At 68.7% G+C, this 23,525-nt stretch carries 13 protein-coding genes; 10 read left to right on the top strand and 3 right to left on the bottom strand.

Going from position 1 to position 23,525, the window contains the following annotated elements; all coding sequences use genetic code 11:
* Window position 1: 1 nt before the first annotated feature.
* From ACFWIS_RS15560 to ACFWIS_RS15545, 4 genes are read left to right on the top strand one after another with little or no spacing between them, the layout of a single operon-like run.
* A complete protein-coding gene (locus ACFWIS_RS15560) occupies window positions 2-5,092 on the top strand; it encodes a class I SAM-dependent DNA methyltransferase (RefSeq protein WP_380454674.1) in 5,091 nt (1,696 codons plus the stop codon).
* Entirely contained in the window at window positions 5,089-6,309 is a 1,221-nt protein-coding gene (locus ACFWIS_RS15555; RefSeq protein ID WP_380454671.1) for a DUF262 domain-containing protein, read from the top strand. Before ACFWIS_RS15560 ends, ACFWIS_RS15555 begins: the two co-directional genes overlap by 4 nt.
* Window positions 6,302-7,441 (top strand): DUF3696 domain-containing protein, encoded by a 1,140-nt coding sequence (locus ACFWIS_RS15550; RefSeq protein ID WP_380454668.1) that lies wholly within the window; start codon window positions 6,302-6,304, stop codon window positions 7,439-7,441. Before ACFWIS_RS15555 ends, ACFWIS_RS15550 begins: the two co-directional genes overlap by 8 nt.
* Window positions 7,442-7,495: 54 nt before the next feature.
* The gene (locus tag ACFWIS_RS15545) at window positions 7,496-8,419 is read left to right on the top strand and encodes a hypothetical protein (protein ID WP_380454666.1); all 924 of its coding nucleotides are present in this window, start codon (window positions 7,496-7,498) and stop codon (window positions 8,417-8,419) included.
* A gap of 51 nt (window positions 8,420-8,470) precedes the next feature.
* On the opposite strand, the gene ACFWIS_RS15540 is transcribed toward ACFWIS_RS15545, so the two are convergent.
* From ACFWIS_RS15540 to ACFWIS_RS15530, 3 genes are all read right to left on the bottom strand, one after another.
* Window positions 8,471-8,668, bottom strand: coding sequence for a DUF397 domain-containing protein (locus ACFWIS_RS15540; RefSeq protein ID WP_380454664.1), 198 nt, complete (start codon window positions 8,666-8,668; stop codon window positions 8,471-8,473).
* On the bottom strand, window positions 8,665-9,477 hold the full coding sequence (locus ACFWIS_RS15535; protein WP_380454661.1) for a Scr1 family TA system antitoxin-like transcriptional regulator: 813 nt from the start codon (window positions 9,475-9,477) through the stop codon (window positions 8,665-8,667). Before ACFWIS_RS15535 ends, ACFWIS_RS15540 begins: the two co-directional genes overlap by 4 nt.
* A 139-nt stretch (window positions 9,478-9,616) precedes the next feature.
* Entirely contained in the window at window positions 9,617-10,519 is a 903-nt protein-coding gene (locus ACFWIS_RS15530; RefSeq protein ID WP_380454658.1) for a hypothetical protein, read from the bottom strand.
* 217 nt (window positions 10,520-10,736) lie between these two features.
* On the opposite strand from ACFWIS_RS15530, the gene ACFWIS_RS15525 reads away from it, so the two are divergent.
* The 6 genes from ACFWIS_RS15525 to ACFWIS_RS15500 all read left to right on the top strand — a co-directional run bounded on the left by ACFWIS_RS15525 (window position 10,737) and on the right by ACFWIS_RS15500 (window position 23,328).
* Window positions 10,737-11,570: a hypothetical protein gene (locus ACFWIS_RS15525; RefSeq protein WP_380454655.1), complete on the top strand. Its 834-nt coding sequence runs from the start codon at window positions 10,737-10,739 to the stop codon at window positions 11,568-11,570.
* Between the two features lie 105 nt (window positions 11,571-11,675).
* Window positions 11,676-12,176: an ATP-binding protein gene (locus ACFWIS_RS15520; protein WP_380523872.1), complete on the top strand. Its 501-nt coding sequence runs from the start codon at window positions 11,676-11,678 to the stop codon at window positions 12,174-12,176.
* A gap of 86 nt (window positions 12,177-12,262) precedes the next feature.
* Window positions 12,263-13,453 (top strand): AAA family ATPase, encoded by a 1,191-nt coding sequence (locus ACFWIS_RS15515; protein WP_380454650.1) that lies wholly within the window; start codon window positions 12,263-12,265, stop codon window positions 13,451-13,453.
* A gap of 107 nt (window positions 13,454-13,560) precedes the next feature.
* Complete coding sequence (locus ACFWIS_RS15510) at window positions 13,561-14,106, top strand: hypothetical protein (protein WP_380454647.1); 546 nt, start codon at window positions 13,561-13,563, stop codon at window positions 14,104-14,106.
* Between the two features lie 91 nt (window positions 14,107-14,197).
* Complete coding sequence (locus ACFWIS_RS15505; RefSeq protein WP_380454645.1) at window positions 14,198-21,082, top strand: DEAD/DEAH box helicase; 6,885 nt, start codon at window positions 14,198-14,200, stop codon at window positions 21,080-21,082.
* A complete protein-coding gene (locus ACFWIS_RS15500; RefSeq protein WP_380454642.1) occupies window positions 21,079-23,328 on the top strand; it encodes a UvrD-helicase domain-containing protein in 2,250 nt (749 codons plus the stop codon). The genes ACFWIS_RS15505 and ACFWIS_RS15500 overlap by 4 nt, the downstream gene beginning before the upstream one ends.
* Window positions 23,329-23,525 lie beyond the last annotated feature (197 nt).

Raw genomic sequence — 23,525 nt, 5'->3', positions numbered from 1 at the left:
TATGACGTACGACTCCCTGGTGAACCGCGGCGACTACTTCTCCGCCCACTACCTGGCCGAGGTGCTGCCCAAGGACCTCAAGTCCGGCCTGCTGGCGGTGTGGAAGGAGCGCGAGGAGGCGGCGAAGGCCGCAGCCTCCGACGACGAGGCGGAGCAGGACCCGGACGCCCTGCCGGTCACCCCCCGCGCCGGCCTGCGGGCGCTGCGACGGCCCTACTTCCGCTCCCGGGCCGGCTTCGCCCTGCCGGAGGCGGCGGACGACGGCCGGACACTGGCGGACGACGACACCGCCACCTACGGCTCCCCGGCCTGGCGCGAGCGCGTGCACGCGCTCAACGCGCGGGTGCTGCTGGCGCTCGGTTACGACGCCAAGCCCGGCACCGTCACGGTCGAGCGGGCTGACCAGGCGTACCAGGTGCAGGTCGCGCACAGCGAGAAGGGCCTGATCGCGCTGGACTGCGGCTGGGCCGCCGAGCCGGACGCCGCCCTGGACCCGGACGGCCCGGGGCGCCTGCTCGAACCGCTGGTGCTGGACGGGCAGCACACGCTCGTCACCGGGTCGAAGCTCGCGTCGTTCCTGTTCGCGTGCGAGGACGCGCCCCGGTACGTGCTGCTGCTGGTGGGCGGGGTCGTCGTCCTCGCCGACCGGCTGACCTGGGGCGAGGGCCGCTACCTCGCGGTGTCGCTGGACGGCGCGCTGGAACGCAACGACACCAAGGCCGGCGGCGAACTCGACACCGTGGCCGCGCTGTTCGGCGCGGACTCGCTGCGCACGCCGGAGGCGGGCGGCGAGAACCCGCTCGCGGAGCTGGTCGGCAAGTCCACCAAGCACGCGGTGGGTGTCTCCAGCGACCTGCGCGACGGGCTGCGGCTGAGCGTCGAGCTGATCGCCAACGAGGTGCTGGACCGCATCCGCGAGAACGAGGGCGTACGGCCCGAGGACGTCATGGAGCTCCCCGAGCTAGGGAAGCAGCTGACGCGGGAGTCGTTGCGGTATCTGTACCGGATCCTGTTCCTTCTGTACGCGGAGGCCCGGCCGGAGCTGGGCATCCTTCCGGCGGACTACCCCGAGTACCAGCAGGGCTACGGGCTGGGGCGGCTGGGTGAACTCGTCGCCGAACGGGACCTGGTGGACGAGAAGTCGCGGCGCGGGTTCTACCTGTACGAGTCGCTGGACCTGCTCTTCGGCAAGGTCCAGGACGGCTACCGGCCGCGCCGGACCCACGGGGTCGTGGAGGAGAAGGTCTCCGAAGACGTGGGGCTGCGCTTCGAGCCGCTGCACTCCAAGCTGTTCGAGCCCGAGTCCATCAAGCTGATCGGCGCTTCTTCGGTGCCCGACCCGCGCTTCGATGCGGATGAGACCGGCGAGGAGCGCTACCTCGACACGCGGCTGCGCAACGCGACGCTGTACAAGGTGCTGCGCCTGCTGATGCTCACCAAGGGGCGCAAGGGCGAGCGCGGCGGCTTCATCTCGTACGCGCAGCTGGGCATCAACCAGCTCGGGGCCGTGTACGAAGGCCTGATGTCGTACAGCGGCTTCGTGTCGGACAAGGAGCTGTGGGAGGTCGCCAAGGGCGGCGACCCGAAGGACGGCTCGTGGCTGATCCCGAGGTCGAAGGTCGACGAGTACCCGGACAACGTGTTCGTGCGCACCCGGGACGAGGACACCGGCGAGGAGGTGCCGGCCAAGTACGCCCCGGGCGAGTTCGTCTACCGGCTGTCCGGCCGCGACCGGCAGACCTCGGCGTCGTACTACACGCCCGAATCGCTGACCAAGGTGACGGTACAGCTGACCCTCCAGCACCGCCTGGACCAGGACGGGACCATCACCGAGGCCCGTGAGCTGCTGGACTGGAAGATCTGCGAACCGGCGCTCGGGTCGGGCGCGTTCCTCAACGAGGCGATCAACCAGGTCGCGGCCGAGTACCTGCGGCGGCGCCAGGACGAGCTGGGCGTCGCCATCGACACGGAGAAGTACCCGGTCGAACTGCAGAAGGTGAAGGCGTACATCGCCCTGCACAACTCGTACGGGGTCGACCTCAACGAGACGGCGGTCGAACTGGCCGAGGTGTCGCTGTGGCTGAACACCATGCACCCGGGCATGGAGGCACCGTGGTTCGGCCTGCACCTGCGGCGCGGCAACTCGCTGATCGGCGGGCGGCGGGAGGTGTACCCGGCCGAGAAGCTGAAGAAGGGCGGTTGGCTGGGGACGACGCCCGAGCGCTTCCCGCTGGCGGACGCCGTGAACGGGGTTCCGCTGCCGACGGGCTCGGTCCACCACTTCCTGCTGCCGGCGAAGGAGTGGGGCGCGGTCGCGGCTGAGAAGGAGGCCAAGGCACTCGCGCCCGAGGACGCGAAGGCGCTGGGCGCGTGGCGCCGAGCGATCACCAAGTCGCCCAACGCCAAGCAGGTCACACGTCTTCAGGGCCTCGCCCGGCGAGCCGAGTACCTGTGGAGTTTGGTGGTACGGCGCCTGGAGATCTCGGAGCGCGACATCTCGCGTCGGATCGACGTGTGGGGCGCCGAGGAGGAGTGGCTGCGCAGCCCCGAGGTCGCTGTGCAGCGAGAGGACGTTCTGGCGGATCTCCTCGCGGTCGACACCCCGTACTGGCGTCTCAAGACGCTGATGGACGCATGGTGCGCGCTGTGGTTCTGGCCAGTCCAGGAAGCTGCGCTGCTGGACGGCAGCGCCGACCGGTACAAGCGCGTACAAGACAGTCCTGTCGCTGTTCCTGCCGAGGGGGACTCACCGCAGGTCCTCCTGTCCTGGCAGGCGGAAGACCTCTTCGGCGGTGTCGGCGAGTCCGGCGAACTGACCCTCCAGGCGGTCGAGCGCCGGCGCAATACCGGCCGCCGCAAGGAGGCGATCCGCGAGGTACGGCGTTCTGTCATCGCCCTGGCATCGGTGAACGACTGGCTCGACTTCGCCGAGGCGCTGCTCGGTACGCACGAGGTGCCGGCCGAGTCCCTGGTGTCGGCCTTCGAAACCCTTGAGGAGCTGACCCCCTACGAGGATGCTCTCCCCGACCTCATGGGCATGGACCGGGCCCACTGGCTGGAGTCCCGCTTTCCCTGGGCTTCGGTCGCTCGAGACATCTCAGAGGCTCACGGATTCTTCCACTGGGAACTGGAATTCGCACAGGCTTTTAGCCAAGGCGGGTATGACATCCAGGTAGGGAATCCTCCTTGGGTACGGCCGGACTGGCAGGAAAGCTCGGTCATGGCAGAGTTCGACCCATGGTTCGCCCTGGAGGAAAAGCCCGGCAGAGAGGAGTGGATCTCACGCCAGAGCGAAGTACTTTCCGATCTCGAAAATTGCAATTCTTATCTCAGTGACCTATCAGGGGTTTGCGGAACGGCCACACTACTCAGCTCCGCTGCGACCTACATGCTAATTAACGGAACCCGACCGGATCTGTACCGCGCGTTTATGTGCCAGTGCTGGGACAACCTATCACCACTGGGATCCGCCGGATTGATCCACCCAGATTCACATTTCGGAGGAAATAAGGAGGCCCGCCTCCGGCATGCCTCCTATGAGCACCTCCGCCTACACGCACATTTCCACAATCGCACCGGCATATTCCCGGAAATTCACTCCAACACAGAGTTCGGCGTAAATATCTACGGCCCCAGTTCGGATATCTCATTCACTCACATTAGCTGGCTTTTCGATCCAAACACGCTCACAGCCTCCCTCGAACACGATGGAAGCGGCCCGCTACCTGGCATCAAGCATCTCGGCAAATGGGATACTCGGCCTCATGCAGCCCGCCTAGTCACCATCGACGCCAACCGGCTGGCGAAATGGAATAGTGTCTCCGGCGAGTCGACCTACCACGACACGGAAACCCCCCTCCTCTACCCAGTAACTTCCGATGAGGAAGGGGCGATCGAGGCTCTTGCCAGAGTTCATGAACGCCTCGGCGCATTTGACCCAAAGATCACCATCGGCATGTTTGAGAACTTGGCGACCAAAAAGCTCGGACTGTACGAATGGAACACCTCCACACCAGAGACGCAGTCTGATCTCATCCTGCAGGGGCCACACATCGGCGTTGCAAACGCTCTAAACAAGGAACCGAACATCCCCTGCAAGACGAACCGAGACTGGACCCCCTTCGATCTCGTCACCCTGCCAGCCAATGCCATTCCTCGAACCAACTATATCCGCACGTGCGATCTAGACCGGTACATTGCGGCCCAGGACCGCTGGAATAGTTATCCGTATACGGAATACTATCGGTTGGCCTGGCGTCGAATGATCCCATTTGACACAGAGCGCAGCCTCTTTGCTGCGCTCATTCCACCTGGTCCAGCTCACGTCGACGCGGTTAATTCAATGGCTCTAGAGAATAACCGCACGACTGCACTTAATGCAGGATTCTGGTCCTCGCTGCCACTGGACTACCTGCTACGCATCACCGGGCGAGCCGATCTTCGTGTATCTGAAGCCAACAAGATGCCCTATGCCAATCCCGACCATCCTTTGGCTGACCCACTTCTTGTTCGCGCCCTCCGCCTGAACTGTCTTACCGAAGCGTACGCACCTCTATGGGCGGAACAATTCGGTCCCACCTGGCTCAGCTCTGAGGCTTGGGCCTACGAAGACTGGCCCCTTGATCCTCTTGCCGCCAACCTAACGCCTCAATGGAGCTACGACACGCCACTGCGCACCGAGTTCGAGCGTCGCGCGGCGCTCGTCGAGATGGATGCGCTTGTTGCTGTCTGGATCGGCATCAACGCTGACCAAGTCGCCGCGATCTACAAGTCCCGTTACCCGATTCTCGTCGACTATGAAGCGGATATGTATTTTGACGCCGAGGGTCGGAAGATCGCACGCAACCACAACACGTACGGACACGGCCAGGCCAAGGAGACCTACTCGGCCCTCCTCAATCATCTGGCCAGCCCTGCGGCCGTTCCGCCGCCCGAGGGCTATACCGCGCCGTTCTACAAAGCCGACCGCGAGACGGAGATGCGCGCTGCCCACGCGCACTTCCAGGCACGTCTGGATGCGGAGATCGCTGCTGGCCGGTGGACCCCGCCGACGCCGAGGACTCCGCTTACGCCCGACGAGGATGGATCATGACCGACAGCTACGGCTCCCCGGGCGGGAAGTCCGAGTACCCCGCAGCGGAAGCCCTCTTCGCGCTCGACGAGCCCGGAAATCAGCTCCCCGTCGAGTTCGACGACGGCGGCAAGAGCTCCGGCGTCGAGTCCGAGGACATCGGCGAGCGGATCGCCAGCCCCTTCGATCCCAGCAAGATCGAGGTTCAGACCCGCACCCCGACCGTCTCGCTCCTCCTCAACCGCATCCGGCGCGACACCATCGACCTCGCCCCGGACTTCCAGCGCCGTGCCGGCATCTGGACGGCGAAGGCGCAGAGCAGGCTCATCGAGTCACTGTTGCTCCGGATCACCCTCCCCACGCTCTACGCCGCCGAGGTGGACGAGGAGTCCTGGGCGATCGTGGACGGCGTCCAACGCCTCACCACCATCGCGCGCTTCGTCGACCCCGCCGCCGTCGATGCCGAGCCTCTCGTCCTCACCGGCCTGGAATACCTGACCGAGTTCAACGGGTGCTCCTTCGCCGAGCTTCCGGGCCGCCTTCAGACCCGGATCGAGGAGACCGAACTCGTGGTCCTCCTCATCCGTCGCGGCACCCCGGAGGAGGTCAAGTTCAACATCTTCGCCCGCATCAACACGGGCGGCCGTCCCCTGACTCGTCAGGAACTGCGCCACGCGCTCATTCCGGGCCGGGCCCGGACCTTCCTCTATGAGCTCGCCAACACCCGGCCGTTCCTCAGCGCGACGTCCCACAGCGTCTCCCCCGAGCGGATGTCGGACCGCGAGATGTGCCTCCGCTTCCTGGCGTTCAGCCTCAACTCGCCGGATTCCTACGCCTCGCAGGATTTCGACGGATTCCTCCGGTCCGCCATGCACACCATCAACACGCTGTCCACGGAGGAGCTTTACGGCCTGGAGGGACGTTTCCTCCTCGCCATGGACGCGGCCGAACGGATCTTCGGCATTCACGCCTTTCGGAAGCGGTTCCCCGGCTACAACCGCCGCTCTCCGGTCAACAAGGCACTGTTCGAAACCCAGTCGGCCTGTCTGGCCAACAGGACATTCGCTGAAATCAACGCGCTCGCAGACCGCCAGTCCGTCGTGGAGAAGAAGTTCATGGAGCTCATGGACGACTCCGCCTTCGTGGGCGCGGTGTCGGCCGGCACCGGCGATGTCGGCAAGGTCAGGCTCCGCTTCCGCGAGATGGACCGGATCTTCCAGGAGACGCTTGATGCTTGAGCACCTCGGCATGACGAACTTCAAGGCCTTCGCCCGCCAGGACATCGCGCTGGCCCCGTTCACGCTCCTCACCGGGCTGAACTCCTCCGGCAAGAGCACCGTCCTCCAGTCCCTCGCGCTCCTGCGCCAGTCCCAACAGGCCGGGCTCCTGCACCTCTACGAGGACGGCGGCGGCTTCCTCCTCAACGGTGAACTGGTCGAACTCGGCACCGGCCAGGACGTGCGCCACGACACCTACGTGCGCCACGAGTCGGCGGTCGCGGACGACCGCACCATCACGCTCGCCTTGACGTTCGACGGAACCCCGTACGAGTGGAGCGCCGCCTACGGACGTGAGGACGACCTGCTGAGGATGACCGACTGTCCGATGGGTCTGGACGCTCATGACGCGGACGAGTGCTCGCTCTTCCAGCCCGGCTTCCAGTACCTCAAAGCTGACCGGATCGTCCCGGCCGTCAGCTACCCGCGCTCCCACCAGGCAGTTGTGGGCCGTGGATTCCTCGGATCGCGGGGCGAACACACCGTCAACTTCCTACGGGCCCACCAGGACGACCCCGTCGCGGCCGGCCCGCTGCGACTCGACGACAACCACTCTGCATCGCTCCTCTCCCAGACCGATGCGTGGATGCAGCGGCTCTGCCCGGGCGTCAACCTCCAAGCCGTGGGCATCGACGGGACGGACGCCGTACGCCTCAGCTACGGCTTCGGCTCCGGCATCTCCGCCTCCAACCGCTACCGTCCGACCAACGTCGGCTTCGGGCTGACCTACGCCCTGCCGATCGTCGTCGCCTGCCTGTCGGCCCAGCCGGGTGCCCTGATCCTCCTGGAGAACCCGGAGGCGCACCTCCACCCGCAGGGTCAGACCTGGCTGGCGTACCTCGCGGTGGCTGCCGTCGCCGCCGGGGCGCAGGTGATCGTGGAGACCCACTCCGACCACGTCCTGAACGGCCTGCGCCTCGCGGTGAAGGACGGGCGCATCCCTGCCTCGTCCACGGCCGTCCACTTCTTCCGACGGCAGGATCAGACCGCCGAGGTGATCAGTCCCGTCATGGGCGAGGACGGCATGCTCTCCGAGTGGCCGACGGGATTCTTCGACGAGTGGGAGAACTCCTTGGAGAAGCTTCTCGACTGACGTCCCGCACCGCGTTCCGAACAGTCGATCCTCAACAGCAACCCAGGGGTGGGAGTGTCGCTGACACTGTTTCTCAACGAGCTGTCCTGCGAGTCCGAGTCCGGTCCCCGGGAGGTGGACACCGCGATGGCCGGCTTCGTCGACACGCTGCGCCACCTCAAGAGCTGGCAGAGCATCGCCCTGGTCACCAGAAGTCCCCTCCCGACGTCCGAACTGGCGCGCGGGTACCTCTACCAGCAGTGGGTGAACGCGAGCGGGCGGAACCGCGACCGGCACCGCTACCTCCTCGCGCTGCGCAGTCGCTCGCCCTTCCGGGACGCCGTGCAACTGACGCTCGACCCGGACGAGGTCGAGTACCGGCACGACAACCGCACGGTGGAGGGAATCGCGTTCGCGCACCTCACCGACGGGCTGGCCGTCAGCCTCGCGGTGTCGGCGAAGTGGGCGGCCTCCTGGCTCGACGTCGACATCCAGCACCTCACCGAGGACGGCATCGAGAGCAGCCGTGACCGGACACGACACTGCTCCAGCCCGGACGAGGCCGACGAACACAAGGCCTGGGCGCAGGACACCGGCACGGCCTCGCTCACCACCCCCGCGGAAATCCTCGACGCCTGGGACGAGTTCTTCCCGCACCTCCAGAAGATCCCCCGCTTCGAGCGCTGCCTCCGCCGCCTCGACGTGAAGTGGCACCGGCCGGTCCGCAAGCTGCTGATCGGCCTGGAGGCGACGGCCGCCGGCTGGGACCCTGCGACCTCGCCCGAGCCCCAGTGGCAGCACCCGCACATCACTCCGGAATCCCAGAGCCGACAGCACCTGTGCACCTTCACCGACCTCGACGGCGAGGAGCGCTGCTTCTCCTGGCACGGCCGGTTCACCCCGGGGGCAGGGCGGCTGCACTTCCGCCTCGTTCCGGAGGAGCGGGCGTTCCGGCTCGGATACGTCGGCGACAAGCTCGGCAGCGACGCGCAGTCCTGAGCGGCGGCCGTCCCGGGTGCGAGCCCGGGACGGCGCGCCATCTGCCCGGGGTCAGACCTGACGCGCGGCAGCGAAGCGGACGAACGCGGCCCAACCGGTCGGCTCGATACGCAGGACCGGTCCGGCCGGGTCCTTCGAGTCGCGGACATGAACAGCGGTTCCGGTCAGCGCCACCTCTACGCACTGACCGCCTTCCTCACTGCTGTAGCTGCTCTTGGCCCACTTCAGGGCCGGTTCATCAGCCTTCATAGCTCTCCCAACAACCTCTCAACGAACCCCAGGGACTCGTGAGGCGTGAGCGCCTGAGCGCGGAGGATGCCGTACTTGACCTCCAGCCCACGGACCATGTGCCGCTCCGTGTGTACATGGCTCACGTTCTGCACCTCAACGTAGGCGATCCTGCGCCCATCCTTCGTCTCGATCAAGGTGAACGGCCCAGCGAGCCCAGCGTTCTGGACGCGTTGCAACGGCATGACCTGAACCTCGACGTTCCGCTGCTGCCCGACCATCAGGATCTGCTCCAGTTGGCCACGCAGGGAGCCGTTTCCGCCGATGGGTCTGCGGAGCACCGACTCGTCGATCACGAAACTCATCATCGGAGCGGGTCGCTTGGCAAAGAGGCTCTGGCGAGCCATACGGGCTGCCACACGCTGTTCGATGACGTCATCATCCAGGGGCGGCCGCATCATCGAAAAGACCGCACGCGCGTAGTCATCGGTCTGGAGCAAGCCGTTGACCACGAGGGCGTCATAGCTGTGCAACTCCACCGCCTCCGCCTCTAACTTGGCGGCGTCGCGGAAGAACGCGGGGTACCGGGCCCGGGCGACCTCGTCCTTCATCGCGATCAGGACGCCACCCGCGTTCAGCTCCCGGTCCGCCTTCTCGATCAGCTCCGGCCGGGGAATCCGCCGACCGAGCTCCACCGAGGCGATCTGGTCCTCGCCGTACCCCAGCCGCGCTCCCAACTGGGCGCGGGTCAGCCCCTCGCGCTCACGCAGGAGCTTCAGCTGCCGCCCGAAGGAGCGCAGGAATCCCGCCCCGTCGTCCTGTTCCGCCACGTCGGCCACCTCCGACCCACCACCCTCAACGGCATCGCCGCACCCACGAACACCACCAGGCATTCGCACACGATCAGCTACCAGAACGATACGGACCGCAACGAGTCCGGGTGTCCGAAAGCCGGCGAATTCACACCCGCTACGCCGCAGCTGCGACCACCGCGCCGCGCAGCAGCCCGCGTGCGCGTTCAGCGCCCCGCTGGTTGCGTTCGACAGCAGCGGGGTCCGGCTGGACCTCCGGCGGCGCAACTCCCGCACAGCGTCGGCAGACAGTGCCACCTCCTGCCACCGGATCCGCGCAACGCGCACACTCCCCCACGCCACCCACAGGCGCGCCGGGCACGACCGCCGCATCCGGCATCCGCCGCTCCAGGCGCGCCCGCACGAAGCCCGCCGGTGCCAGCACATGCGAGGGCAGGCCTCCCAGCAGCGCTTCGCGCAGCCGCCCCACATCCGGATCCCGGGCGAGCCAGTCCGCCGCCAGCGGTGCGAGCTCCAAGACTTCTGCCATTCCCAGCCGCAGCCGCCGGTCCTGCGCGGTCAGCCGCCCGAGCAGCCCCGCCGCGGCAGCCCTGGCGTCCCCGCCCCCGTCGCCGCCCTCGGCTGTCTCGGTCCCGGCCGCGCGGGAGGAGGTGTTCCCCGCGTTCTTCTCCCCCTTGGGGGAAGTGCCGGCCTCCCGGCTCTCCGCCTCACCGAGTGCCGGGTTTCGGACCGCAGTGCGCCACGCGGCCTCGATCTCGTCCGCCTCCGTCAGCGGCACGCTGCTCACGAGGACGCGGGTCGTCCACGTCCCCTTCGTCGGATGCTGGGAGCGCCGGACGTGCAGGAAGCCCTCCTCGATCAGCTGGGCCCGCGCACCGGCAACGGCCGTGCGCCCCTCGGGCATCCGTTTGCCGATGGTGAGGATCGTGTCCCGGCTGCCGGGCGGCAGCGACAGCGCCCACAGCAGCAGCGACTTCGCCGTGGCCCGCAGACGCGGGTGGCGGACGATCTCGTGTGACGCCCGTACGTAACGCTCGGGCGCGATAAAGTGCACGTGCATGAGGAGTCCCAACTCCCTGTGCCTGACCCCGGGGTGTTTGCCGCACCGCCGGGGTCACCTATTGATCTGTAGCCGGACGGTAGCACGGCGTGACCACCCCCCGCCTCCGAATCCGCGATCCATGTCCCCTGACCGACGCGGTCGTTGTCCTCAGTGCGGAGCGGCCATCGATGCTCCCGCGTGCTCTGCTCGCTCCCGCTTGGACTTGAGGAAGCCCATGGCCATGTCCCCTCCTCTCACCGAAACGCAGGTGCCGTCGGCCGCGCCGGAGAATCGGTTCGCCACCAAGGATTTCCTGCAGTTCGGAGCGAGTCTGCTCGCCCTGCTGAGCCTGCTTCTCTTCGCCATAGCTTATTGGGCGATCACCGAGTATTTCGGCGTGTTCGGCCTGACGCCGGAGCAGGTCGGAATCGACAAGCAGACACTGCTCACACGGGTCGGCGTCATCGCCGCGTTTCTCGCCGCGTTCGGCGTGCCGGTCCTGACGGCATGCGCGGTCTTCATCAAACGCGCGACCCCGTGCGCTTGGCGTGGCGCGCTGCGAGAGTCTCCCGTGCTGACGAGTCTCGCCCTCGGTTCCGTGCTCGGAGCGGCGGTCGTGGCTCCTGGCTGGCATCCCCTCCGGTCGTCCGACGTACTCGCTCTTGTTGGCTTCTTCAGCGCCGCCGTCTACGCTCCGTTCATCCACTACCTGCACAAGAGGGGATGCTCAACTGCCGCCCTCTGCCTGGTCACCCTTGCCACCCTCGGTCTGACCTTGACGCCATGGATCGGCGACAAAGCCCGCGACAGCGCCGAAGGCCTTCGTGACCACGGCAGCGTCTCAGGGCTCGCCACGTTCATCGGCGTTCGACCCGCATTCGCCGACGTGTCGTGGACCGACCTGGACAACCAGCCACAGCACCGAATGGTCATCCTGCTCGGCGAGGGGAACGGCATGACTGTCTTCCTGCCCTGCGGACAGGAAGCCGTCCAGCGCGTGCCGTCCACGCAGGTGCGGTTGTCATACACCGGCGTGTTCTCGCGGTCCCGCACACTGTGCAGCCCTTGAGCGCAATCTGCCGCGCGTACACGGCCGCCCCACCGCCGTACAGGGCTTGGCCGTACGCGCGTCGCCGCTGGTCACAGCCCCTCCGCGCCGGGCACGCTCCTGCCCATGACCTCCCTGCACAGCCCGGGTTCCGACGAAGCGGCCGCTCCCCTCCGGGAGTTCGCGATGCGGTTCAGCTCCACCCCGCGCGGCGCCCGGCTCGCCCGCCGACTCGTCTCCCACCGCCTCGACGACTGGGGGTACTGCTACGACTCCGCGCTCAACGACGCCCTGGCCCTCATCACCGCCGAGCTCGCCGCCAACGCCGTCCGCCACGGCCGCGTCCCCGGCCGGGACTTCGCCGTCCGGCTCGCCGAACACCCCGACGTCCTGCGCGTCGAGGTATCCGACACCCGCACCGAACGGACACCCCCGGCCGCCATACCCACCCCGGCGGACAACGTCGAGTCCGGCCGTGGCCTGCTCCTCGTCGCCGCCCTCGCCGACGACTGGGGCACCTCTCCTCGTCAGGCCGCCCCAGGTAAGACCGTCTGGGCGGAGTGTCTACGCAGGCGACTTGCAGCCGATCCAGGCGTGCCTAATCTCGGGGTTCGTCAGCCGTCGTGATCAACGCTGGGTAGGCTGGCGTCGTCCCCCTGTGACTGACATACAACCACTCGGATCGGCATCCCTTGCAGCATCGATTCACTCGCTTGAACGTAACCAACTTCCGGACGCTCACCGAAACCGAGCTCCCGTTGGGGCCGCTGAACGTCCTGGTCGGGCCGAACGCAGCCGGCAAGTCGAACGTGCTCAAGGCATTCGAGTTCCTCTCCGACGTCGCACGCCAGGGCATCGGTCCGACGCTTGAGACCTACGACGGGTATCCGGAGGTCGCTCACCGAGGGGGCCGCCGCACCAAGTCCGAACTGAGCATCGGGCTCGAAGGCGTGTGGACCGAGCACGCCACCGACGCGCGCCGGGATACGTACAGGCTGACCTTGCTCGAACGTCTGGCACGCGGGGCCTCCGACGACCAGCACGTCCTGTCCAGGCGGGAGCAGTTCGTCCAACACCTCGGCCCTGGCGAGGTGTCCACGATCGAGTTGCGCCGAGACAAGCTCCTCGTCGACAGTCCACTCCACGAGGAAGTGCCGACGGGGCCGACCTATGTGCGGGACCGTCGCGTGAGCGGCCTCCAGGAGTCGGCAGGCCTACCGACGGTCGGCCCGTCCTTCGACGCCGTGCGCGCGCTCGGCCAGCACGTCTCCTCGGTCCGCATCTTCGATGCCGATGTGCGCAGGGCACGTGAGCCCTCGCCCATCGGTTTCAGCGGCAGGAAGCTCGCCAACGATGCCAGGAACATCGGGGATTTCCTTTTGGAGCTGCAGAAGGACTCCGATGCCTGGGAGTCGCTGCTCGACGACATCAGGTACGTGGTGCGGGACATCGAGGACATCGAGATCGTGCCCACCCCCGGCAAGGCGGACCGTGTCACGATCATGCTGAAGGAGCGCGGGCTGCGCGGCCGCACACAGCTCGCCGACGCATCGTTCGGCACCGTCCGGTTGCTGTGTCTCCTGGCGCTGTTCCACGATCCCCACCCGCCGATCCTCACCTGCATCGAGGAGATCGACCACGGCCTCCATCCGCACGCGCTCAGTCTCCTGTCCGAACGGCTTCGGGAGGCGAGCGAACGTTCCCAGTTCCTCGTCATCAGCCACTCACCGGTCTTCGCGGACTACCTGAAGCCGGAGGAACTCGTAATCTGCGAACGCGACGAGACAGGCGCCTCCCGGATCCCGGCCACCAGCACCGCGAAGATCAAGGAAATCATCGAGGACTCCGAGGGGCTTTCTCCCGGCAAGCTCTGGTTCTCCGGGGCTCTCGGCGGTGACCTGTGAGCGGCCGGGGCAAGGGCAGCAGGCCGAAGACCCCGAAGTCCATCATCGCCGTTGCCGGCGAAGGGCGGTTCGACCGGGAGGTCCTGGAGCACCTCATACCGGAGCTCTTGCCGAAGCCCGGGCCGAAGGTCGTCCAGATCAAGCAGGACAACATGCGCCTGGACAGGGCCAGGTCCCGACTCGCACCGACCCTGGACGAACTCCGTCGGATCGCCCAGGGGCTGGCGACGAAGCACGACGCCCAGCTGTTCGGCATCGTGATCCACGTGGACATGGACGGTGTCACGAACAGCGCGTACGAGAAGACCCGGGACGGGCTTTGCGGTGAACTCCAGCGTGCCTTCACGAAGTGCAACTCCGCACTCGCCCTGGCGGCCTCCGAGATGGAGGCATGGCTGATGCTGTTCCCCGACGCGTTCCCCAAGACCAAGTCCAGTTGGAAACTCAACCCGAAGGACGCCAGGCGCGACCTCGGCATGATCGCCGATGCCAAGAAGCACTTGGAGACGCAGCTCCGCACGCCTCAGTACGAGGAGAAGCACGCCCCGTCCATCATGGAGCAGGCCGCGAAGCACAAGCTCGTCACGCCTCACCCGGCGGCCCGCAACAGCTCCTACACCGCGTTCGTCAAGGAACTCGACGCCTGGTCGTGATCGAGAACCCGCCCCGATAGGTCGGTGCCGCACTATACGGTGTGATCGAGTGATCCACGCTCCGTGAAAGCGCACGTCGAAGGAGTCCGCCGTGAGGCCCACCCTGGCCGCCGCGCAGCTGCGCGGCAGTCTGACGCAGTACCTCACGACGACGTACGCCCTCGCGGACGAGGACACCCGCGGCGCGCTCGAACGCTTCCTCGGCCACCCGGAAACCGGGATCTTCCGCGGGCCCTACCTGCGGATCAGGACGCCGTTCCACGTCGCGGACGAGGGCTGGCAGCAGCACCTGGAGTGGCAGCCCGGCTTCCCGCCGTACCGGCACCAGGCCAAGGCCTGGGAGCGGCTGAGCACCCTGCACGGCCCGGCCCTGCCGACGTTGGTGACGACGGGAACGGGCTCAGGCAAGACCGAGTCGTTCCTCGTCCCTGTCCTCGACCACTGCCGCCGGGAGAAGGCGCGCGGCCGGCGCGGGGTCAAGGCCGTGCTGCTGTACCCGATGAACGCCCTGGCGACCGACCAGGCCGGGCGCATCGGTGACTACCTGGCGCAGCCGGAGCTGGCTGAGGTCACGGCCGGGCTCTACATCGGCGACCGCCCTGACACCGACTTCCGGCGGGTGATGACGCGCCGTGAGGAGATGCGGGTCTCGCCGCCGGACGTGCTGATCACGAACTACAAGATGCTCGACCTGCTCCTCCAGCGCGGCGAGGACCGCCCCCTGTGGGAGGGCGCCGAGATCACCCACGTGGTCCTGGACGAGTTCCACACCTACGACGGGGCGCAGGGCACCGATGTCGCCATGCTGCTGCGCCGGCTGGCCGCCGTGGTCGGGGCCACCCGCCAGGGCAGCCCGCTCGGCTCGATCTGCCCGGTGGCCACCTCGGCCACCCTCGGCGAAGGCCGCCCCGGCGCTCAGGCCGGCGGCATCCTCGACGTCGCCGCCCAGGTGTTCGGGATGCCGTTCACGCCGGACACGCTGATCGGCGAGGAACGGATGTCAGCGGAGGAGTTCACCGGAGCGGTGGACTACGAGCTTCCCGAGCCTCCGACCCCGCAGGAGGTCATCACGGCTTCGGGGGGTCCTGGGGTGGAGTCGAATCCCAAGCTCCTCGACCTGAACGGCCTCGCGGCCCGCATGCTGGGGCGCTCCGGGCTCAACGCCTTCCAGATCGGCCGGATGCTCCGTCGCCACGACTTCACTCACGGGGTCCTGACCCTGCTCAACGGCGAACCGCTCGACGAGTGGGGCCTGCGGGACCGCCTGGCGCGCTTCGGGTACGCCTGGGGCCGTACCGCGCGGGAGAACCCCCGGCTCGTGCTGCAGGCGCTCTCCCGCTTCGTCGCCCTGCTGTCCGCCGCACGTGACCCGGACTCCGACGAGCGACGACCGCGCCCGCTGTTGCACGTGGAGGCCCACCTGTGGGTCCGGCCGGTGACCCGGGTGCTGCGCGGCCTCGGCGGCGCACCGGAGTTCCGCTGGTACGAGGACGACCGGGCGGCCGCCCGCCGAAGTGCGGCCGCTGCCCTGCCGGTGGACAGTGAGGACGGCGAATCCTCGTCCGGCGGCTGGCCGTCGAGCGGGTCGCAGCGGCCCGCGGCGCTCCCCGGCTCGGACACCGCCGTTCGCCCGGCCCAGGTGCACCTTCCGGCCGTCTACTGCCGCAACTGCGGTCGCTCCGGTTGGGCCGCGCTGTCTCCGGAGGCCGATCCGCAGCGGCTCGTGATGGCTCACGACAAGATCTGGCGGGCGGGCCTCGGGCGGGACAAGCGACGCATCCGCTACTTCATCTCCGCCACCCGGGCTGAGAAGCAGGAGGCGCTCGCCGCCCTCACCGGCTCCCGGCCGGCGAGCTCTGGTGTCGATCCGCTCTCCGTGGTCGTGCTCGACGGGGCGCAGGGCACCTACCGCATGCCGGTCGCCGCCGACGACGGTGACCTGCTGGACGCCTGGTTCGCGCTGGCGATCCTGGACAAGAAGACTGCCGACAGGGCGGCCACCGACGACCGCTGCCCGGCGTGCAACACCGACAACGGCATTCGTTTCCTCGGTACGTCCCTGGCAGCGCTCGCTTCGGCGACCGTCACCCAGCTGTTCACCGGCGGCGACATCGCCCTCGTCCCCGAAGAGCGCAAGACGCTGGTCTTCAACGACTCCACCCAGGACGCCGCCCACCGGGCCGGGTACATCGCCAACGCCTCCTACAAGTTCTCCCTCCGGTCGCTGCTGGCGCACAACCTGGAGGACTCCGGTGCACCGCTGCCGCTCAACGACCTGATCGGGAACGTCCTGGACTCAGTGGACGACCCGGGCACGCTCGCCGCCGTCGTTCCGCCGGACCTGCACGACGAGGCCGGCGTGGACCGGCTGCTGTCAGGCCGCGGCACTGGTGACGCACGCACCTGGCGGCTGATCGGCGAGCGTCTGGCGTTCGCCACCGTCATGGAGTTCGGCCTGCGCTCAAGGCTGGGACGCACCCTGGAGCTCACCAGGACGGCCGCCGCCGAGGTCGTCCTGGAGGATCCGGAACGCGTCGCCGCTCTCGCGCGCGATCTGCACCTCGCCCTGCCGGGCCAGCTGGTCGCCACGGAGTCGATGCCGACATCCGAGCGCTACGTCGCCTATGTGCGCGGCCTGTTGGAACGCCTGCGGCAGCGTGGTGGGGTGCGGCACCGCTGGCTGGAGCCGTGGATGAAGGACGCGGGCGTCGCCCGCTTCAAGATCTGGGGCGGCCGACCCGACGGCATGCCGGCCTTTCCCGACGGGATGGCACCGCCCCGGTTCCTGCTCGACGGGCAGAAGGACAAGTCCCACTTCGACACGGTGTCGGGCCGAGGCGGCTGGTACCAGGACTGGACCAGGCGGTGCCTCGGACTGGACTCCGCCGGTGCCACCGAATACCTGCGACGCCTGCTGCCCGCGCTCGCCGACGAACACGTCCTGGCCGTCCGCACCGCGCAGGACCGCACCACTCGTGTCTACGGGCTCCAGCCGGGCCACATCGACGTGCGGCTGCTCGACGACTCGATCGTCAACAACGCTTTCGTCAGCTGCGAGGACTGCGGCTGGCAGCAGGTCGTGCCGCCCGAGCGGCGCACGCACTGGTACGGGCACCCGTGCCCGCGCTACCGCTGCAAGGGGTTCCTGACGCCACCGCAGTCCGGCGATTCCCGCACCGGTGGCACCGCGGCCGGCTTCGGCAAGGTCCGCGAGCGCGACTTCGCCGACGACTACTACCGGCGGCTCTACCTGACCGGCGGCACCTTCCGCGTCGTGACCGCCGAACACACCGGCATGCTCACCCGACCGGAACGCGAGCGGATCGAGCGGACGTTCCGCTCCGGCACCCACTACACCGACCCCAACGTGCTGTCCTGCACACCGACACTCGAACTCGGCATCGACATCGGCGACCTGTCCGCCGTCCTGCTCGGCTCCCTGCCCGCCGGACCGGCGAACTACGTCCAGCGCGCCGGCCGCGCCGGCCGGAAGACCGGCAACGCGCTCGTCGTCGCGTTCGGCGGCCGCAGGGCCCGCGACCTGTACTACCTCGACGATCCGCGCGAGATGATCGCCGGTGACATCGTGCCGCCCGGCTGCTACCTCTCGGCCGTCGAGATCCTCCGCCGCCAGTACACGGCACGACTGCTCGACCTGGCCGCCGCCGGGAAGCTGACCACGGCCGACGGTGAGCAACTGCCGCCCGTGCCCAGGCTGGTGTCGGCCCTGTTCGGCACCGGCGGCTGGTGCCAGGACCTTGAGAACGCGGCGCTCACCCACGGCAGGACCCTGGTGGAGGAGTTCCTGGCGCTCTTCCCGAGCGGGACCGGCCCGGACGACGACGCCGGTGTGTCCGGCCATGCCGCCGACGAGCTGCGCTCCTACGCCACCGGCGGCATCGCCCGCAGCCTTCAGGAAGCCGAGGAGGCCTGGGTCTTGCGCCGCGAGGAGCTGAAGCGCCGCCTCGTGGCCATCAACAAGGCCGTCGACGCCCTGGTACCGACCGACCCCGAGCAGGACCGCGAACGGCGGGAGCTGCGCGCGGAGTTGCGGAGCACCGCCAATCTGCTGGGTACCCTGAACCGGGCCGGCGCCCACGGGACGCTGGTCGAGCTCGGGCTGCTGCCGAACTACAGCCTCGCCGACACGACCACCAAGCTCGAAGCCACGCTCTACTGGCGGGAGGACCCGTCCGAGGCCCCCCCGCCGACCACCGGCCCCGGCCCCGGGGACCCGGCGGGCGGCACGTCCCGGGTCTACCGGAGCGAAGTCCGCAGCTACGACCGCTCCCGTCGGCTCGCCCTCACCGAACTCGCGCCCGGCAGCAGCTTCTACGTCAACGGCTACCGGCACGTGGTGCGTGCCCTGGACATCGGCAGCCCCGAGCGACGGGCCTGGTCCGTCTGGCGGCTCTGCCCGTCCTGCGGCTTCGTCCGCACCGAGAACGCACTCACCGACACCGGCCCGTGCCCGCGCTGCGGCAGTCGTGCGATCGCGGACGCCGGGTGCGTGCAGTACGTGCTGCAGCCACGACAGGTGGTGGCCCGCGACAAGCGGGACGACGCCCGGGTCCGCGACGACAAGGACGAGCGGGAGCGTCGACGCTACTCGGTCCTCACCGCCGTCGACATCGACCCGGCCCAGCTCGCCCCCGGCTCGTGGCGCCACGACAAGGCGACCTTCGGCGTGGACTTCGCCCGCCGCGCCGTCGTGCGGACGCTGAACCTGGGCATCGACCGCCAGGACGGCAGCAGCACCGTGCCCGTCGCCGGTGAGGACGTCCGTCTCAACCCCTTCTTCGTCTGCACGAGTTGCGGAGGCGCGACGGCCGACGGCCGCCCCGTCGTCGACGCCCCGGCCGACGCCCTCACCCAGTCGCTCAACGCTCCGTCCAGAGCCGGTGCCCACCACCTCCTCTGGTGCCCCCGCCGCCGGGAGCCACAGGCCGCCTCCGGCAGGACCGAACCGCAGGACGTACCGCTGCTGCTCGCCCACGAGTTGACCACCGAGGCCGTGCGGATCCTGCTGCCCGCCTCCGTGGCCCGCGCGAAGGAGCGCCTGGCGTCCTTCACCGCGGCGCTGTTCGTCGGCATAGCCGCACGCTACGGCGGCGATCCGGACCACATCGACATCACGCCCGCCTCCATGCCCGACGGCAGTGACTCCGACTGGCCCCAGCGCTTCCTGGTCGTCTACGACCGCCTTCCGGGCGGTACCGGCTACCTGCACCGGCTGGCCTCGGCGGAGGGCTTCAAGGAGGTCCTGCTCAGGGCACGCGACGTCATCGAGAGCTGTCCCTGCCGGGAGAAGGGCCAGGACGGCTGTCACCGCTGCCTGCTGCGCCGCGTGCCGGCGACGGACTACGACAAGGTCAGCCGGAGCGAGGTCCGTCAGATGCTCGACGACCTGCTCGGTGCGGACGGGGAACGCTGGCGGACGTCGCCGGTGGCGACCACGCGCCACATCTCACTGGAGCAGCAGGCCGAGAGCGATCTCGAAATCATGTTCGTCGACACCCTCAGGGACTGGGCGCGGTTGCCCGAGTCACGGGCGAGCGCGGACGCCTACACGACCTCTGCCGGGACGTACTCCCTCGAACTCCGCCTGACCGGCGACGACGGCTCCACCGTGAGCTGGCGGGTCTCCCAGCAGAGGGCTCTGGACGGCACCCGCCCGGACGTCCTCTTCGAACGGCTCGACGCCCCCGGTCCGCGCCTGGCGGTCTACCTCGACGGCTACGAGTACCACGCCGGCCCGCGGCACAACCGGCTGGCGGACGACGCCGTGAAGCGCGCCCGGCTCCGGGCGGACGGCCTGCGCGTGTTCCAGCTCACCTACTTCGACGTCAAGGACTGGCGTCGCCGCGTCACCGACAACGGCCACACCGGCGCCGGCCCGAACGCTCCCGTCCGGCGGCCCTACGGGTCGGGCGGTGACGGGGAGGAGAGAGCACGGAAGTACTACGCCAACATCCGCGGCAGCCTGCCGGGCGAGCTCTCCGAGACCGTCTGGGTCAACCCGGCGCACCTGCTGCTCGCCTACCTGCGAACGCCGGACGCCGCCCGGTGGCAGTGGCGCGCGGAGGCCGCCGCAGCAGGGCTGACCGGAGTCACGGGGGCACGCGTCGCGGCTCTGGCGGCCGACGCGGTCGGACCGCAGATCCGCGCGGCCCTCGACGGCGGAGCACCTGCCGGTCCCCGAGGACCGGTGCAGGTCGTCACGGTTGCGGACGGCTCGGGCCTTCGCCTGCTCCTGGCGGCCGACGGTCGCCGCAAACCGCCGGTCTGGAGCGCCCTCGCGGTCCTCGACGACAGCGCACGTGCGCACGATGACGAGGTGTCACACAAGCTGCGCTGGCGTTCCTGGCTGTTCTGGACCAACCTGCTCCAGTTCCTGGAGCACGGCGGCGGCGACAGCGTGCAGCTCACGACCAGCCTGCTCGGCGGCTTCTCCGTCGAAGCCCTTGCCGCGAACGGCGGCCAGGGATGGCTGACGACGGCCCGGCAGACCGCCGCGAAGCAACCGCCGGATCCGGAGGTCGTCCCTGAGGGGCCGGTTCCTGCGCCCGCGGCTCCCGTCCAGGTCCCCGAGCCCGACGCCGCATGGTCGCGGGTGATCGCGTTCCTCGACCCGGACGAGGCCGGAATCGCCGAACTCGCACATCGCCTCGCCGTGGCCGGCGCCCCCGCCCCGAAGGACGGCTACGAGCTCGACAGCAACGGCTGGCAGGCCGAACTCGCCTGGCCCGAGCGGCGGATCGCCGTCGTGCTCGCTCCGCGCTCGACCGACGGAGAGCCGGACTACGAAGCCCAGGACCGCGACAAGGCCTTCCGTGCTGCCGGATGGGACGTCCGCTCCGCCACGAGCTGGGATGCCCGGGAACTCGCCGAGCGGCTCGTCCCCCAGAGCGGCACTCCCACCGGGCCACAACACCGACGAGACGGAACGACCACCGACGGAGAGTCAGAACGATGAAGACCCCGCGAATCACCCTGCGCCTGCTGGACAAGGCGGACAAGGAGATCCTCAAACTCCCCCGCTCGGTCAAGGGCGCCCTGTACGACTTCCAGCACAAGTTCAAGGCGAACCCGCACGCGACCGGCCTCAAGCTCCAGCAGCTCAAAGGCGACAGCAGGCTCTGGTCCGCCCGGGTCAACGACGACCACCGTGCGCTGCTGCTGCGCCTGGCCGACGACGACTGGCTGATCGTCGCGGTCAAGCACCGCAAGGACGTCTACGAGAACCTCGACCGGCTGGCCTACGGGATCAACCACATCACCGGTGGCATCGAGTACGTCGACCTCCAGGTGGTGGAGGAGAGCATCCTTCGCGGCCTCGCCCCGGACCGGCCCACGGCGGCTCCCCCCGCGGTCGAACCGGCCACGCCCCGGGCGCTCTTCGCGCAGTGGTCCGACGAACAGCTGAGCGACCTCGGTGTCGCCGCACCACTCCTGCCCGTCATCCGGACGCTCACCACCGAGGACCAGCTCCTCGGTCTCGTCGAGTACGCCCCGCAGCTCACCGGTGAAGTGCTCCTGGCCATCGTGGACGGCAAGGACTTCGAAAGCATCCTCGACCAGGTCACGACGCCGGTCGCGGCCCCCGAACCGGTCGACCCGGAGGACTTCCAGGCCGCCGCCGAACGGCCGGCCACCATGGTCACCACCTCCGACGCGGCTCTGGAGGAGGTCCTCAAGGGCGGCGACTTCGGACGGTGGAAGGTCTTCCTCCATCCCAGCCAATCCAAGCTGGTGGAACGCACCTACTCCGGGCCCGCCCGGGTGAGCGGCGGCCCGGGAACGGGAAAGACGATCGTCGCTCTCCACCGCGTCAAGCACCTGGTCGACCGGCTCCCTCCGGGACACACCAAGCCCGTCCTCCTCACCACCTACAACAAGAACCTCGCCGCGGACCTGCGTTCGCGCCTGCTTGAACTCGGCGGGGAAGGTCTGCTGGCCCGGGTGGACATCAGCCACGTCGACCAGCTCGCGCTCCGGATCGTCCGGGAGGCCGAGCCCGGCAATTCCAAGCAGACGATCGATGACAACCAGGCCATACAGGAGTGGCAGGCGCTGCTGGACGAACTCGGCGAGACCTCCTGGGACGCCGAGTTCCTCCACGACGAGTGGACGCAGGTGATCCTCGGGCAGGCGATCGGATCGCGCGCGGACTACTTCAGGGCCCGGCGGGCCGGCCGCGGCGGGAACATCGGTCGTGCCGAGCGCGCCGAGATCTGGCAGCTCGCCGAGCGCTTCACCCAGCGGCTGGACCGCTCTCGACGGCAGACCTGGGACCAGGTGACCGAACGAGCGGCGCGCCTGGAGATGGAGCGCGAACAGCGGATCGCAGCGATCGAGGCCCATCGCGACGAGGCAGGCGGTCTGGACAACATCCACCTCCAGGACGGTTCCGCGGGCTGGCTGCGGTATCGGTACCGGCACATCGTGGTCGACGAGGCGCAAGACCTGCGGCCGGCTCACTGGAAGATGCTTCGGGCTATGGTCCCGAGCGGCCAGGACGACATCTTCCTGGTCGGTGACACCCACCAGCGCATCTACCGGAATCAAGTGACTCTCGGAAGCCTGGGTGTCCACATCCGAGGTCGCTCGTCGAAGCTCACACTCAGCTACCGCACCACCCGCCAGATTCTGCGCTCGGCCTTGGACGTCCTCACGGGTGAGTCCTACGACGACCTCGACGGTGGCGAGGAGACTCTGGCCGGATTCCGTTCCGTCCTCAGCGGCGCCGTTCCCCGGCTGCACCCCTGCGAGGGCTGGGGCGCCGAGCGCATCGCCATCGCCGAACACATCGCGGCTTGGGGCGCCCGCCCTGACGAACGGATCCCGCTCGAACAGATCGCAGTCTGCGTCCCCACCAACCAGATGGCGGGAGAGGTCGCCTACACCCTGGCGCAGCACGGAATCCCCGCGGTGGAGATCGGCCCCGACGGCCCCAGGAACGACAGCGGGGTGCACATCGGCACGATGTTCAGGTTCAAGGGACTGGAGTACCAGCGGATGATCATTGCCGGGGTCCGCGACGGACTGGTGCCGCGCGACAACGTCAACCGCCTGAAGGGCACCGACCCCGCCCGGTATCGTCGCGAGATGCAGCGAGCCCGCTCACTGCTCTTCGTTGCCGTGACCCGTGCCAGGGACAGCGTCGACATCTTCTGGCACGGCGAGCCGAGCCCCTTTCTGAAGCCCGTGCTCGTGTTCTGAACCGCCTCACGGCACCGGTCGGGGGGGCGCGGCCACCCGGGGCGCCCCCCCCACAAACACCCCTGGGGGGGGGGGGGGCACGGGTCGGGAAACAAACACAGCCACCCCCCCCCCCCGGGGGGCGGGGGCCCCCGGGGGCGCGCCCCCCCCCGGGCGCCCGCCCCCGGGGGCCCCCCCCCCCACGACCCGCCATTAGC

The organism is Kitasatospora sp. NPDC127060 (assembly GCF_042724935.1).
In the GTDB taxonomy this organism is placed as follows: domain Bacteria; phylum Actinomycetota; class Actinomycetes; order Streptomycetales; family Streptomycetaceae; genus Kitasatospora.
Note: the sequence above shows the minus strand (reverse complement) of the source record. Positions and strands in the feature narration are given on the sequence as shown.

What these genes read in the sequence shown, in the direction of transcription:
- ACFWIS_RS15560 (WP_380454674.1), top strand. Translation starts at nt 2, where the DNA reads ATGACGTACGACTCCCTGGTGAACCGCGGCGACTACTTCTCCGCCCAC.
- ACFWIS_RS15555 (WP_380454671.1), top strand. Translation starts at nt 5,089, where the DNA reads ATGACCGACAGCTACGGCTCCCCGGGCGGGAAGTCCGAGTACCCCGCA.
- ACFWIS_RS15550 (WP_380454668.1), top strand. Translation starts at nt 6,302, where the DNA reads ATGCTTGAGCACCTCGGCATGACGAACTTCAAGGCCTTCGCCCGCCAG.
- ACFWIS_RS15540 (WP_380454664.1), bottom strand. Translation starts at nt 8,668, where the DNA reads ATGAAGGCTGATGAACCGGCCCTGAAGTGGGCCAAGAGCAGCTACAGC.
- ACFWIS_RS15530 (WP_380454658.1), bottom strand. Translation starts at nt 10,519, where the DNA reads ATGCACGTGCACTTTATCGCGCCCGAGCGTTACGTACGGGCGTCACAC.
- ACFWIS_RS15525 (WP_380454655.1), top strand. Translation starts at nt 10,737, where the DNA reads ATGGCCATGTCCCCTCCTCTCACCGAAACGCAGGTGCCGTCGGCCGCG.
- ACFWIS_RS15520 (WP_380523872.1), top strand. Translation starts at nt 11,676, where the DNA reads ATGACCTCCCTGCACAGCCCGGGTTCCGACGAAGCGGCCGCTCCCCTC.
- ACFWIS_RS15500 (WP_380454642.1), top strand. Translation starts at nt 21,079, where the DNA reads ATGAAGACCCCGCGAATCACCCTGCGCCTGCTGGACAAGGCGGACAAG.